12 protein-coding genes are annotated in these 14,326 nt (G+C 73.1%); 9 read left to right on the top strand and 3 right to left on the bottom strand.

Annotated features, from left to right (window positions below; translation table 11 throughout):
- Nucleotides 1–79: 79 nt before the first annotated feature.
- Nucleotides 80–2,278 carry a SpoIIE family protein phosphatase gene (locus ACPA54_RS05910; RefSeq protein ID WP_423527478.1) on the top strand — a complete coding sequence of 733 codons (2,199 nt, stop codon included), beginning with the start codon at nt 80–82 and terminating at the stop codon, nt 2,276–2,278.
- Nucleotides 2,279–2,509: 231 nt separating this feature from the next.
- On the opposite strand, the gene ACPA54_RS05905 is transcribed toward ACPA54_RS05910, so the two are convergent.
- On the bottom strand, nt 2,510–4,027 hold the full coding sequence (locus ACPA54_RS05905; RefSeq protein WP_423527476.1) for an MFS transporter: 1,518 nt from the start codon (nt 4,025–4,027) through the stop codon (nt 2,510–2,512).
- 266 nt (nt 4,028–4,293) lie between these two features.
- On the opposite strand from ACPA54_RS05905, the gene ACPA54_RS05900 reads away from it, so the two are divergent.
- The 4 genes from ACPA54_RS05900 to ACPA54_RS05885 all read left to right on the top strand — a co-directional run bounded on the left by ACPA54_RS05900 (nt 4,294) and on the right by ACPA54_RS05885 (nt 8,211).
- Entirely contained in the window at nt 4,294–5,178 is an 885-nt protein-coding gene (locus tag ACPA54_RS05900) for a helix-turn-helix domain-containing protein (protein ID WP_423527474.1), read from the top strand.
- 19 nt (nt 5,179–5,197) lie between these two features.
- Nucleotides 5,198–5,845: a TetR/AcrR family transcriptional regulator gene (locus ACPA54_RS05895; RefSeq protein ID WP_423527472.1), complete on the top strand. Its 648-nt coding sequence runs from the start codon at nt 5,198–5,200 to the stop codon at nt 5,843–5,845.
- 94 nt (nt 5,846–5,939) lie between these two features.
- Nucleotides 5,940–7,505, top strand: a complete 1,566-nt coding sequence (locus ACPA54_RS05890) for a sensor histidine kinase (protein ID WP_423527470.1) — start codon at nt 5,940–5,942, stop codon at nt 7,503–7,505.
- Between the two features lie 61 nt (nt 7,506–7,566).
- The gene (locus ACPA54_RS05885) at nt 7,567–8,211 is read left to right on the top strand and encodes a response regulator (RefSeq protein WP_423527468.1); all 645 of its coding nucleotides are present in this window, start codon (nt 7,567–7,569) and stop codon (nt 8,209–8,211) included.
- 46 nt (nt 8,212–8,257) lie between these two features.
- On the opposite strand, the gene ACPA54_RS05880 is transcribed toward ACPA54_RS05885, so the two are convergent.
- Entirely contained in the window at nt 8,258–9,178 is a 921-nt protein-coding gene (locus ACPA54_RS05880) for a LysR family transcriptional regulator (RefSeq protein WP_423527466.1), read from the bottom strand.
- Nucleotides 9,179–9,248: 70 nt separating this feature from the next.
- Here ACPA54_RS05880 and ACPA54_RS05875 point away from each other — a divergent pair, with 70 nt between their 5' ends.
- A complete protein-coding gene (locus ACPA54_RS05875; RefSeq protein WP_423527464.1) occupies nt 9,249–10,193 on the top strand; it encodes a DMT family transporter in 945 nt (314 codons plus the stop codon).
- Here the strand turns inward: ACPA54_RS05875 and ACPA54_RS05870 are convergent.
- Complete coding sequence (locus tag ACPA54_RS05870; RefSeq protein ID WP_345676634.1) at nt 10,150–10,953, bottom strand: enoyl-CoA hydratase; 804 nt, start codon at nt 10,951–10,953, stop codon at nt 10,150–10,152. The two genes, ACPA54_RS05875 and ACPA54_RS05870, sit on opposite strands and share 44 nt — an antisense overlap.
- Before the next feature lie 148 nt (nt 10,954–11,101).
- Here ACPA54_RS05870 and ACPA54_RS05865 point away from each other — a divergent pair, with 148 nt between their 5' ends.
- The 3 genes from ACPA54_RS05865 to ACPA54_RS05855 all read left to right on the top strand — a co-directional run bounded on the left by ACPA54_RS05865 (nt 11,102) and on the right by ACPA54_RS05855 (nt 14,324).
- Complete coding sequence (locus tag ACPA54_RS05865) at nt 11,102–11,857, top strand: class I SAM-dependent methyltransferase (protein ID WP_423527463.1); 756 nt, start codon at nt 11,102–11,104, stop codon at nt 11,855–11,857.
- 197 nt (nt 11,858–12,054) lie between these two features.
- Nucleotides 12,055–12,651 (top strand): DJ-1/PfpI family protein, encoded by a 597-nt coding sequence (locus ACPA54_RS05860; RefSeq protein ID WP_423527832.1) that lies wholly within the window; start codon nt 12,055–12,057, stop codon nt 12,649–12,651.
- 227 nt (nt 12,652–12,878) lie between these two features.
- Nucleotides 12,879–14,324, top strand: coding sequence for an MFS transporter (locus tag ACPA54_RS05855; protein ID WP_423527461.1), 1,446 nt, complete (start codon nt 12,879–12,881; stop codon nt 14,322–14,324).
- Nucleotides 14,325–14,326: the final 2 nt, after the last annotated feature.

Genomic DNA, 14,326 nt, shown 5'->3' with positions numbered 1-14,326 from the left:
CCGCGCCGGGCGCGCGCACTGTGCCGGGCACCCCCACGAGTGGAAGAATTACCCACAAATCTCCCATTTGGTGGTGTCCATGCGACCCGTGTCCCCCGGGAAGCGAGGCTCCGGCGATCCGGTCGACAGCGCCGACGCTGTCGGCATCGCCGACCCGGCCGATGCCGTCGATGCCGCGTTCGACCCGGACCTGGGCCGGGTCGGCCTCTGTCTCGGCGGGGTGCTGAGCCGCCTGGGAGCCTACGGCGGCGGCGTCTACCTGCTCGACGAGCCCGGCACGTCGCTGCTGCTCACCGCGTTCTCCGGACTGCCCCCGCAGTTCGCCGGGCCGTGGCGCAGCCTTCCGGTGGATGCGCCGACCGCGGTCACCGACGCCGTCCGCGAACAGGACCTCGTATGGATCGACGGCGCCGAGGAAATGGCCCGCCGCTACCCGCTCGCCGCGCTCACCCTGCCGTACCACTTCGCCTCGGCGTCCGTGCCGCTGCTCGACGGGCCCGAGGTTCTCGGCGCGATGTTCGTCAACTGGTCCGGCTTCCACCCGCCGCAGCTCACCCGTGCCGAGCGCGCCCGGCTCTGGGCGGCCGCCGACGCGCTCGGCCGCCTGCTCGCCGACGCCGCCGCCGCGGGACGCCCGGTCCGCCCCGGCCCCGAAGCGCTGTCCTGGCCCGGCGCGCCCCCGGGCGGCGACACCGCCGCCGCCCGCCTCCCCGAAGGGCTCTGCGCCCTGGCCGTCGACGGTTCGATCGCCCTGGTCACCCCGGCCGCCGCCCGGCTCCTGGAGACCCCCGCCGACACGCTCCTCGGCGCGCGCCTGTGGGACGTGATCCCCTGGCTCGACCGCCCGATCTACCAGGAGCGCTACCGGGCCGCGGCGATGAGCCAGGAGACCGGCACCTTCGAGGCCATGCGCCCGCCCGCCACCCGGCTGGTGTTCGACCTGTATCCCGACGCGTCCGGCATCACCGTCCGCATCACCGAGACCGCGCCGCCGCCCGAGCCCGAGTCCGGCGCCGCGCCGACCGCCGTGCCGGAGCCCGCCGAGGACTCGCAGTCCCGCCTCGAAGGGATTTACCACGAGCTGCACCTCGCCGCGGCGCTCACCTCCGCGACCAGCGTCCACGACGTCGTCCGGCTCGTCGCGCACGAACTCCTGCCGATGATCGGCGCCTCGCGGGTGGCGCTGTTCGCCGTCGACGAAGCGGGGCGGCTGGAGATCGTCGGCACCCACGGACACCCGCCGGGGACACTCCGGCTGCTCGACGGGATCCGCATAGACCAAGGGCATCCCGGGGCGAAAGCGATCATGAGCGGGATCCCGCTGTTCGCCGGCACCCGCGAGGAAATGGACCGGCTCTACCCCGACTACCGCCACCTGAGCCAAGGCGAAGCGTGGGCGATCCTGCCGATGGCGGTCCCGAGCCAGCGCATCGGCGCCTGCCTGCTGTCGTTCGACCGCCCGCACCGGTTCACCGCCGAGGAACGCGCCTCGCTCCTCGCCCTCGGCGCCCTCATCAGCCAGGCCCTGTTCCGCGCCCGCCACCACGACGCCACCCACGGCATCGCCCGCGACCTGCAGCGCGCCCTGCTCCCGCACAGCCTGCCCCGCCTGCGCGGCCTCGAAGTCGCCGCCCGCTACCGGCCGGCCGCGGCCCACCTGTCCGTCGGCGGCGACTTCTACGACCTCATCCGCCTCGACCGGCACCGCGCCGCCGCCGTCATCGGCGACATCCAAGGCCACGACGCCACCGCGGCCGCCCTCATGGGCCAGGTCCGCACCGCCATCCGCGCCCACGCCACCGCGGGCGCCGACCCGCGCCGCGTCCTCGCCCGCACCAACCGGCTGCTGACCGACCTGGACACCGACCTGCTCGCCAGCGCCGCCTACCTGCACGTCGCCCTCGACAAGCGGCGCGTCCTGGTGTCCCGGGCCGGACACCCCGCCCCGCTGCTCCGGCACCGCGACGGCACCGTCGAGGCGCTGGACGTGCCCGGCGGCATCCTGCTGGGCGTGGACGCCGCCGCCGACTATCCGCGCGCCGCCCTCGCCGTCCCGCCCGGCGCCATCATCTGCCTCTACACCGACGGCCTGACCGACCGGCCCGGCGTCGACCCCGACCGCAGCCTCGCCGCCCTCGCCGACCGCCTCTCCCGGGCCGGCACGGCCGATCCGCCGCTCGACGAACTCGCCGAAACCCTCATCGGCGACGCGTCCGGCACGGACGACACCACGCTCCTGCTGCTCCGCCTCGGCCAGGGCCGCCGCCGCACGCGCTGAAGCTTGTCCCGTGCGCCCACGGCGGGCCCGTTGCCGTTCGAGACGCGGTCTGGAATCCCGTGTGCGAGGTGGGGGGTGGGGACACGGATACCAATCCAGTCCCGGGCTGGACGCCGGGGACCTTCCACACCCACCCCCCATGGCCGCGAGTCCCGCACGAGCTCCGTCCGGCCCGTCGTCTCGCACCGTAGCCCGCGGTACCGACAGTGCCGGCCGACCGGGTCCGACTGTCTAGTCCCGGCGACCGCTCGGCAGCAGCACCCACGCCGCGGCCGCCGTCACCACCAGCACCACGGCCTCCGCCGCGACGCTCACGTGCATGCCCGACAACGAGAACCCGGTCCCGCCGTCCCCGGTGGCCAGCGCGCCGAACGCGGCCACGGCCAGCGCCCCGCCGGTCTGCCGCAGGGCGTTCAGCAGGCCCGATGCCGTTCCGACCCGCTCGCCGGGTACCGCGTCCATCAGTTGCGCGGTGAACGCCGGCACCGAAAGCGCACCCCCGATCCCGAGCGGGATCAGCAGCACCAGCACCAGCCACACCGGCGTGTCCGCGGCCAACGGCAGCATCGCGAGCATCGCCACCGCCATGATCAGCTGGCCCACGACGATGACCGGCCGCCGCCCGAACCGCTCCGCGAGCCGCGGCGACAGCAGGTTCGTCCCGCTGATCACCGCCGCCATCGGCGCGAACATCAGCCCCGCCTGCACTCCCGACATGCCGCGCAGCTCCTGGTAGTACAGGCCGAGCAGGAAGATCCCGCCGTAGAACGCCGCGTTGATCGCGAAGCCGAGCATCAGCGGCACCGCGACGAACCGGTCGCGCAGCATCCCGAGCGGCACCATCGGCGCCCGCTGCCGCCGCTCCGCCACCGCGAACCCCACCGCGCCGGCCACCGCCACGAGAGCCGAACCCAGCACCGGCAGCGTCGTCCACCCGGCGTGCCCGCCCTCGATCACCGCGAACGCCAGCCCCGCGAGTGCCACCACGGCCGTCGCCTGACCCCACATGTCCAGCGGCGCCGGACGGCGCGGCGACCGCGGCACCCGGGTCAGCAGCGCCAGGGTCACCGCACCGATCGGTAGATTGATCAGGAACACGGCACGCCACCCCGGGCCCTCGGACAGCAGCCCGCCCAGCACCGGGCCCGCGCCCATCGCCAGCGAACCGCCGACCGTCCACAGCGCGATCGCGCGGGCCCGCTGCCGCGGCTCCTCGTACGTCTGCCGGATCAGCGCCAGCGACGCCGGGACGACGATCGCCGCCGCGGCGCCCTGCGCCACCCGGGCCCCGATCAGCGTGCCGATGCCCGGTGCGGCCGCGCATGCCAGCGACGCCGCGGTGAACAGGGCGACACCCCAGCCGTACGCCCGCCGCGCCCCCGCCCGGTCCGCCAGCGCGCCCGCCGACAGCATCAGCGCGGCCAGCATGAGCGTGTACGCGTCGACCACCCACTGGAGTCCCGTCATCCCGCTGTGCAGCGACGAACGGATCGACGGCAGGGCGATGTTCACGGCCGATACGTCCACGGAGATCACCGTGAACCCGAGCAGCGCGGCGATCAGTGCGAAACCCGAGCCGGGCGGAGATCCTGGCGCCCGGCTCGGGGCATAGGCGACCCGATCGCGGCCGTCGTTCCCGGCCACGGCGCCGCCGGACCCGGTCCGGGACTCCGCGGTGGTGGGAACGGCGGACGCAGAAGCCGACACAGAGGACATGGACGAGGACATCGAAGAGGACATCGAAGGCATGGCAGGACTCCCGAGCGTGCGACAGAAGACAGCGACGGCGGCCCGGCGGTGGCCGCCGGTACGCGGGCGGCTCCGTCCGACGGATCCGCGGCCCGGTGCCGTGCACCCCCTGGGATCCGGCGGCCGGGCCGCCCGCGATGGCCCCTACTTTTCCGCGGTACGCGCGGGCGCGGGAGGCCGTGTTGTGCCCCGGTGCCGCGTTCCTGGGTGTGCCACAGCCCCTCACGGCCCGCCCGGCGGCGCGCGGGGACTGCGACACTGATCCGATGGCACCAGGCACCGAACTCGGCAAATACCTGCGGGCCCGGAGGGCCCTCGTCCGACCCGAAGACGTCGGCCTGCCCGCGGGTGCGGGCATCCGCCGCACACCCGGACTCCGCCGCGAGGAACTCGCCACCCTCGCGGGCGTCAGCGTCGACTACTACACGCGCCTCGAACGCGGCCGCGAGACGAACCCGTCGCCCGCGGTCATCGACGCGATATCCCGGGCCCTGGGCCTGTGCGGCGACGCCCGGTCGCGGCTCAACGAGCTCGCCGACCTGGCGTCCGGACGCACTTCCGAGAAGCCCGCCGGAACCGCCGCGGGCGGTGCCGGGCCCGGTGACTCGATCCTGCGGATCCTCGAGGCGCTGCGGCCGCTTCCGGCGTACGTCGTCAACCGGTACAGCTACATGCTCGCCGCCAACCCGCCCGGCCGCCGCCTGCTGCCCGGCCTGTGGGACATGCCGCCCGAGCAGCGCAACATGACCCGCTACCTGTTCCTGCACCCGGTCGGCCGCGTGCTCTACCACCCGTGGGAAGAGACCGTCGCCGCGTCCGTCGCCCACCTGCGCGCCATCGGCGGCGCCGACCAGGACTCCCCGGAACTCACCGCACTCGTCGGCGAACTCCTCCTCAAATCACCCGACTTCGCCCGCATCTGGGAGCGCTACGAAGTTCACGAACGGCGCGGCGGCACCAAGTCGTTCCGGCACCCCAAGGTCGGCGCGATGACGCTGTCCTTCGAGGTCATGCAACTCGCGGGCACGAGCGGGACCCGCCTCGTCGTCTACAACGCCCCGCCCGGCACCCCGGACGAGGCCGCGATGCTGCGCCTCGAAACGGCGGCCGCCCCGCAGGCCGGGCCGCCGCCCGGCACGGCTGCGGAATAGCGCCGACTAGAGTTCCGGTATGCCACGGGACGGATCGACCACCAGGGAGCGACTGATCGCCGCGGCGGAGCGGGTCTTCGCCGAACAAGGCGTCGAACAGGCCAGCCTGGTGGACATCCACAAGCTCGCCGGGCAGGCCAACAAATCCGCCCTGCACTACCACTTCGGCTCCCGCGAAGACCTGCTGCGCGCGGTGCTCGCCCGGCACGTCGCCCGGGTGAGCCCGGTGCGCCGCGGCTACGTCGACGCCATAACCGCCCGGCAGGCCGACGGCACCGAACCGACGGTCCCGGAACTCCTCACCGCACTCGTCCAGCCGCTCGCCGACCAGATGCACACCGAGTCCGGCCGCTACTGCGTGCGCATCGCCGGACACATGCGCACGATCGGCGGCGGCTTCCGCCGCCACGGCGCGTTCTTCCACGACGTCCCCGAAGAACTCCCGTGGATCTACGACCGGCTCGCCGAACGCCTCGACCACCTGCCGGAGCGCCTGCGCATCGAACGGCTCGCCGTGTGGAACGACATGGTCGCCGCGACACTCGCGGACTGGGCGGCGACCGCGGGCACCGAAGGCACGGACGCGGTCTTCACCGCCGACGAACTCGTGGTGAACCTGGTCGACATGGGCACGGCGGCGCTGCTCGCCCCCAGCCGGCTGAGCTGACGGCGGGCCGTCCTCACGGGTAGTGCCAGCACCACCTCTCCGCCGGGTACCCGCGCACTGTCGGCCCCGGCGCCGAGACCGGAACGATAGGCGCATGTCCAACGCACCAGACTTCGACAGCGCGGGCCCGCCGCAGCCGGTTCCGCCCGGGGACGGATCGGCCGAGACGACGGCGGCCGGCCCCGAAGCCGGTTCCGGTGCCCGACCCGGCTCGCCGAGCACCCTGCCGCCGGCTCCGCCCGCTCTGCCCGCTCTGCCCGGTGAGCCCGGTGAGCCCGGTGAGTCCGGTGAGCCCGCCCGGCCCCGGCGCTGGGCCGATCTGCCGCTCACCACCTCGTCGGCCGCGCCCTGGCCCGCTCTGCGCACCGCGCTCCGCATCCTGCGCGAGCCGTTCCGGGGCCGGTCGCTCGGCGAACTCCTCTTCGGGTTCATCGGCTTCCCGATCGCGCTCGTCTGCGGGCTCCTCCTCGCGGCCCTGCTGTTCGGCAGCACGCTGCTCTCCATCACGGTCATCGGCGTGCCGATCCTGTGCGGCGTGATCCTGCTCGGGCGGCCGATCAGCGCGCTGCACCGCGGCTTGGCGCGCGGGCTGCTCGGCAAGGACCTCCCCAAGCCCGCCCCGTTCCGGCCGAAGCCCGGCTTCCTCGGCTGGATCGGGTCGGCGTTCGGGAACGCCGAAGCGTGGCGCGGCATCGCGTTCGTCGTCGCGCATCTGCCCGTGTCGTTCGCCGCTCTGGCGTCCGCGTGGACGCTGACCGGGCTCGGCGGCATGCTCATGACCAACCTGATCTGGGCGCCGATCGTCCAGCCCACCCAGGTCGACTCGCACGGCGTCACGCACGAGACGCCCTTCGCGTTCGGCGACCACTACTTCGACGGCTGGGGCGAGTCGGTGCTCGTCTCGTTCGCCGGCCTGGCGATGGTCGTCGCCTCACCATGGGTGCTGCGCGGCATCCTGTTCGTCGACGTGTGGCTCATGCGCGTGCTGCTCGGCCCGACCAAGACGTCCGCCCGCATGCAGGACCTCGAGGAGTCCCGCGCCATCGCCGTGGACGACTCCGCCGCCCGGCTGCGCCGCATCGAACGGGACCTGCACGACGGCGCCCAGGCCCGCATCGTCGCCCTCGCCATGCACCTCAGCCAAGCGCAGGAGAACCTCGACGACGACGATGAGCCCGTCGACGTCGACAAGGCCCGCACCCACGTCGACTCCGCCCTCGGCAGCGCCAAACTCGCCATTGCGGAACTGCGCGACCTCGCCCGCGGCATCCACCCGCCCGTCCTCGACGACGGACTCGACGCGGCACTCGCCACGCTGACCGCGGGCAGCCGCGTCCCGATCGACCTGTACGTGGACGTCGAGCCGCGGCCCCCCGCCGCATTGGAGTCCATCGCCTACTTCTGCACCGCCGAACTCCTCACCAACGCCCAGCGCTACTCCGGCGCCCGGCGGATCGCCATCGACGTGGTGCGCCGCGACGACCGGCTGATCGTGACGGTGTTCGACGACGGGCGCGGCGGCGCGTTCCTGCGCACCGGCGGCGGCCTCGCCGGGCTCGTCGAACGCGTCCGCACCGTCGACGGCACGCTCACCGTGGGCAGTCCCGAAGGCGGCCCGACCGAAGTGCGCGTCGTCCTGCCGCTCCGCGGCCCGGCATGACCCGGCACCACGTCCGCACCCGGCGCGGCACGACGACCCCGAAAGCTGAGACGATCCCGCCATGCGCATCGTGATCGCCGAGGACGCCGCCGTGCTGCGCGACGGGCTCGTCCAACTCCTCACCGACCGCGGCCACGACGTCCCGGCGGCGGTCGCCGACGCGGACGGGCTGCTCGCCGCCGTCGCCGAACACCGCCCGGACGTCGCCGTGGTCGACATCCGGATGCCGCCCACCCACACCGACGAAGGCCTGCGCGCCGCGATCGAGCTGCGCCGCACCCATCCCGGCACCGGTGTCCTGGTGTTCTCGCAATACGTGGAGACCCGCTACGCGTCCCGCCTGCTCGCCGAGAACGCCGCCGGAGTCGGCTATCTGCTGAAGGAACGCGTCGTCGACGTCCGCGACTTCGTCGACGCCCTCACCCGCGTCGCGGCCGGCGGGACCGCGCTCGACCCCGAGGTCGTCGGCCAACTCCTCGGCGCCGCAAGCCGCGTCGCCCCCGTGGAGACCCTCAGCCCGCGGGAACGCCAAGTCCTGGGACTGATGGCCGAAGGCCGGTCGAACGCGGCCATCGCCAAGAGCCTCAAGGTCACCGACCGGGCGGTGGAGAAACACATCGGCAGCATCTTCACCAAGCTCGACCTGCCGCCGTCGGACGACGACCACCGGCGCGTCATGGCCGTGCTGCAGTACCTCCAGGCCTGACCGGCCCGATCGTCCGGGCTCGCTCCCGGGCGAACCCGCGGCGGCGCTACCCCGCCGACTCGTCCCGCGGATCCGCCGGGATCGCCGCCACCGCCTCCCGCAGCGCCGTCAGCAGCGCCGTCACCAGCGGCTGCGGCCAACGACGCTCCGCCGTCAGCACCCCGATGTGCCGGACCGGGCGCGGCTGGTCGAGCGCGAGGAACGCCAGCCCCGGCTTGTGCGTCGCGAGCGCGATCCGCGGGATGAGGGCGACACCGATGCCGGCGTCGACCAGGGACTGCGAGAACAAGTAGTCCGTACTCGTGCACACCACCCGCGGCGTGAACCCGGCCATCGCCGACGACCGGGCCAGCGGCTCGCCCGCCGCGCCGCAGCCCTCGATCCACCGCTCCTCGGTCAGCGCGGTGATCGGCAGCGACCGGCGGTGCGCCAGACGGTGGCCGCGGGGGAGGACCAGCCACATCTGCTCGTCCATCAGCGGCGTCCACGCCAGCCCGGGGAACGCCGGCACCGTGCCGAAGTGGTAGGCCAGCGCCACATCCGCACGGCCGTCGCGGACCAGCGCGGCCGCGTCCGCGGGCTCGGCCTCGGTCACCGTCGGCTCGACCTCGGGCTGCCGCGCCGTCAACGCGATGAGCGCGGGCGGCAGCAGCGCCTGCCCGGCGCTCGTGAACGTCGCCACGTCCAACCGCCCCAGACTGCCCTCCGCCAACCGGTCGATCCGGGCCTGCGCCGCCGCCAGCTCCGCCGCGACCGACTCCGCCGCCTCCACCAGCACCCGCCCCGGCTCGGTCAGCCGCACACCGCGCGTACTGCGTTCCACCACCGGCCGGCCCAACGACCGCTCCAACGCCGCGATCTGTTGCGACACCGCGGACGGCGTCATCATCAGCACCGCGGCCGCCTTCGCGAAACTGCCCCGCTCGGAGACCTCCCGCAGGATGCGCAGCCGATGCACATCGATCATCAGATCCCCTTAATGCCCGTGAAGCAGATCACCACTTCTGCTGTCGATCCCAGCACAGCACGATGAACCCATGACCCGCAAAGCCTGGATCCTCTTCGCCGCCATGTCCGTCCTGTGGGGGACGTCGTACCTGTTCATCAAGGTCGCCGTCGACGAACTCTCCGCCCCCATGGTGGCGGCGTCCCGGACCGGCATCGCCGCCCTCGTCCTCGTGCCGCTGGCCCTGCGCCGCCGCGCCTTCGACGCGCTCCGCGGCCGGGTCCCCACCGTCGTCCTGCTGGCGTTCACGCACGTCGCCGGGCCGTTCCTGCTCATCTCGTACGGCGAAGTGCACATCTCGTCGTCGCTGACGGCGCTGCTCATCGCCGCGCAGCCGATCATCATCGCGCTGCTCGCCCTCAAGCTCGACGCCACCGAGCGCGTGTCCGGGCCGCGCGCCGTCGGCCTTGCGGTCGGCCTCGGCGGCGTGGCGACGCTCGTCGGCTTCGACCTCACCGGCGACCGGCTCGGCCTGCTCGGCGCGGGCATGGTGCTGCTGGCCACGTTCGGGTACGCGTGCGCGACCCTCATCGTCAAGCGCCGCCTCGGCGACGTCGCCCCGCTCGGCCTGGTCGCGTCGACGATGAGCATCAGCACCGCGGCGCTGCTGCCGCTCGCCGTCGCCACCGCGCCCACGGAGGTGCCGAGCGGCAAGGCGATCGGATCGCTGCTGGCCCTGGGACTGGTGTGCACGGCCGTCGCGTTCCTCGCGTTCTACGCGCTCATCGCGGAAGCCGGTGCCGGACGGGCCGCGCTCATCACCTACCTCAACCCGATCGTCGCCGTCCTGCTCGGCGTGCTGGTCCTCGGCGAGGCGCTGACCCCGGCCACCGCGGCGGGCACCGCGCTGATCCTCGCCGGATCGTGGCTCGCGACCCGGCCCGCGAAGCCGGCCGCCGCCGACTCCGCCGACCCGGTCGCCCCCGCACACGTCAGTCCTTGTACTCCGGAACCCGCTTCTCCTTCCGGGCGATGATCGCCTCTTCGAAGTTCTGCGTGGTCAACCGGACATACAGCTGCGCGTGGCCTTCGGCGTCCATGTGGGCGTGCATGCTGCCCGCCTCCAGGCCCGACCACAGCATGCGCTTGGTGACCTCGACGCCGACCCGGCTGAACCCGATGATGCGGTCGGCCAGGTCGAGGCACTCGTCGAGGAGCTTCTCCTCCGGCACCACCCGGGACACCAGCCCGATCCGTTCGGCCTCGGCGGCGTCCACGTCCCGGCCGGACAGCATGATCTCGAACGCGCGCGACGAACCGATCGCCCGCGGCAGCAGATAACTGATGCCCAGCTCGCTCGCCGTGAGGCCGTTGTTGATGCCGGCGGCCCGGAAGTAGGCGCTCTCCGACGCCAACCGGATGTCCGTCGCCACCGACAGGCAGAACCCGCCGCCGATCGCCGGGCCGTTGATCGCGCCGATGACCGGCTGGTGCATCTTGCGCAGCCCGAGGATCACGTCGTCGAGGATCTCCATCGACCGGCGCGCGATCGACGTCCGCGTCAGCCCCTTCACCCCCGGGATCCGCCCGGAGCTCTCCAGGTCCGCGCCGGAGCAGAAGCCCCGCCCCGCGCCGGTGATCACGACCACCCGCGTATCGTTGTCCGCGCTGACCTCCTCGAGGGCCTCGCGGAACGGGACCATCACGTCGAACGCCATGGCGTTCATCCGTTCCGGTCGGTTCAGGGTGATCAGCGTGACGTGCGGGCGCGGCTTGTCGATGAGCACGAACGACATGGGGCGGCATCCTCGATCGGTCGGGGAAGAATCCCAGCGGGTCGGGCGTTGTGGGTCGTCGCGGTGTTCTTGATCGTGTCAATGATCAGCGCACCGGTACGGAGCTGCGATGTCAAGAGCGACCCGTGCGCACGTCGGGGAGGCACGAATGGCCGGACGGGCGGACGTTCGGGACGTACCGGCGGAAAGGCAGCACGGCATGCGGGGCGGGCACGTCGATCCGCAGTCCTTCGACTCCTTCGCCGGCGACTACGCCCGCTACTCCGACCTCCACGACCCCCTCGGCGAATGGCTCACCGAAGCCCTCGCCGAACTCGCCCCCGCGGGCGGCCGCGCCCTCGACGCCGGCTGCGGCTCCGGCCGCCACGCCCACGCCCTCGCCGCCACCTACGACGACATCTTCGCCGCCGACCTCAGCCCCGCCCTCGTCGAAACCGCCCGCCTGCGCCGCCCGCACGCGCGCATCCGCTACGAAGCCCTCGACCTGCACGACATCGCCGACGACCGCGGCTTCGACCTGGTGCTCAGCCTTGCGACCCTGCACCACGTGCCGGACCTCGACGCGGCCCTGCGGCACCTGCGCGGCCTGGTCCGGCCCGGCGGGACGGTGATCCTCGCCGACAATGTGGCCGACTCGCCCGCGGCACCCCGCTGGGCCTACGTCACCGGGGCCGCCTACGAACTCCCGCGGGACATCGCGCGCCTCGGACGCCGGGACGCCTGGTGGCTCTACCGGTTCCGCACGAGCCGGTCGTGGCTCGCTCATTTGCTCAGCGACCGGTACCTGAGCCGGAGGCAGTTCGAGCAGCGGTACGGGGCGGTGTTTCCGGGGGCGCGGTTCACCGACTTGGGGTTCGCGGCGGGGATGGTGTGGCGGAACGGAGTCGGGGACGGGGACGGCTGAGACCGCCTCGGTTTCGGGTCCCGGTTCGGTTTCGGGTTCGGCTTCCCGTCGGCTTTGCGTCGGGCTTCGCGTTCGCGTTCGGCTTCGGCGGCAGGCCACCTTGGAGTGATTGGCTGCTGACCCCGGATGGTTGGGCACGTCAGACTGAGCCGGGAACTTTCGGCGACGATGCGGGTGGGGGCTCTGGAGTGACGGACATTCAGGTCGCGGTGGTCACGTTCGACGGGTTCAACGAACTCGACAGCTTCATCGCGGCGGGGCTGATCAACCGCGCGCCGGGGATCACGGCGTATCTCGCCACGCCGGCGCCGGTCGTCACGTCGATGAACGGGGTGGAAGTGCGGGGGCAGCGGCCTCTGGAGTTCGCTGCGGAGGCGGATGTCGTGCTGGTCGGGAGCGGGATCAAGACGCGCGACGTCGTCGCCGACGAGGGACTGGTTGCCGCGCTGCCGCTCGATCCGGCGCGTCAGCTCGTCGGGTCGCAGTGTTCGGGGGCGCTGGTACTGGCCAAGCTGGGACTGCTCGGGTCGATGCCGGCGTGCACGGACACGACGACGCGGCCGTGGGTGGAGGCGTGCGGGGTGACCGTGCTGGACGCGCCGTTCCACGCCGAGGGCGGCATCGCCACCGCGGGCGGGTGCCTGGCCTCGCAGTACCTCGCCGCGTGGACGCTGACGCGCACGGTCGGCGAAGCGGCCGCTCGGGCGGCGATCGACTACGCGGCGCCGGTGGGGGAGAAGGCGGCGTACGTGGACCGGGTGATGGCGGTGGTGGGCGAGCCTGCGCTGCGGTGACGCGGGGGGCGATGCCTAGACTTGCGCTCTTTGGTTGACGGCTGAGTCGCCGGGTTGCGTTGCTTTGCAAGCTGTTGCCTGCTGCTCTTTGCCTGCTGCTCTTGTCCGTTGTTCTGTCGGTTGTTTTGTCTGGTGTCTTTCGTCTGCTCCCCTTCGGGTTCGGCGTGACCGGTGCCTTGCCGGGTCCTTGCGTCCGTCCCGACACGTCCGCCCGGTGGTGACCCACGATGACCGCGCCCGAGCGCACCGATGCCGAGATATCCCGCCGCGGCGGGGGCGGCCCGGAGGACGTGCTTTCCGATGCCGAGGTCGCCCGGATCCAGCGGCGCACCGTGCGGATCCTGGTGCTCGCCCAGGTGGTCGGCGGCGTCGGCGTCGGTTCGTCGCTTGCGGTCAGCGGACTGCTCGCCGAAGACCTGTCGGGGTCGCAGGCGTGGTCAGGCTTCGCCGTGACCGCGATCACGCTCGGGGCGGGGTTGTTCGCGCTGCCGCTTGCGCGCGTTGCCGACGTGCGCGGCCGCCGCATCGCCCTGACCCTCGGCTGGAGCGCCGCCACCGTCGGCGCGCTGGGGGTCATTCTCGCGGCGGTGCTGGGGTGGTTCCCACTCTTGCTTGCCGCGCTGGTGGTCTTCGGCGCGGGGAGCGCCGCCAACCTGCAGTCGCGCTACGCCGCCGCCGATCTCGCCGACGACCGGACCCGGGCCCGATCGCTCGCCGTTGTGGTGTGGTCCACGACTCTCGGGGCCGTCGTCGGACCCAACCTCAACACGCCGGGAGCCGCCGTCGGGCGGGCGCTGGCGCTGCCGGAGCTGGCGGGGCCGTATGTCTTCTCCGCCGTCGCGTTTGCGGGCGGCGGGGCGATCATGTGGGTTCTGCTGAGGCCGGATCCGCTGCTGACGGCGCGGCGGATGGCGTCGTCGGTGGAGTCGGTGGAGTCGGTGGAGTCGGTGGAGTCGGTGGAGTCGGTGGAGTCGGTGGAGTCGGAGGGAGCGGTGGCGTCTGCGGCGTCCGCGGCGTCGGCGGGTGGGCCGGGTCCGGAGGCCGGTGCGTCGGACGCCCGGCCCAAGCAGGTGGGTTCGCTGCGGTCGTCGTGGCGGGTCGTGCGCGCGTCGCGGCCGGCGATGTTGGCGCTGGCATCGGTGGTGCTCGGGCACGCCGTGATGGTGTCCGTGATGGCCATGACACCAGTGCACATGAAGCATCACGGGGCGAACCTCACGCTAGTGGGCCTGACCATCAGCCTGCACATCGTCGGGATGTATGCGTTCTCGCCGCTGGTGGGGTGGGCTGCCGACACGGTCGGGCGGATCCCGGTCATCGCCGTGGGGCAGGTGGTGCTGTTGGCGGCCGTGCTCGTGGCGGGCCTGTCCGGGAGCACCGTGCCGGTCACGATGACGGGTCTGCTGCTGCTCGGGCTGGGCTGGTCGTGCTCGATGGTGGCCGGCTCGTCGCTGCTGGCCGAGTCCGTGCCGGCGGCCGAGCGGCCGCGGGTGCAGGGCGCGTCCGACTTGCTGATGAACCTGTTCGGCGCGGCGGGCGGCGCGGTCGCCGGGTCGGTGCTGGACGTGGCCGGCTACGGAGGTCTCAACGCGGCGGCGGGGTTGATCGTGCTGCCGGTGTTCGCGGTGGTGGCCGGGTATGCGGCGGGGCGGGCGCGGCGGCCGGCCGCGTGAAT

It is taken from the genome of Uniformispora flossi (genome assembly GCF_049534875.1).
GTDB lineage: Bacteria > Actinomycetota > Actinomycetes > Streptomycetales > Streptomycetaceae > Yinghuangia > Yinghuangia aomiensis.
This window is presented reverse-complemented; position numbering and strand designations above follow the sequence as displayed.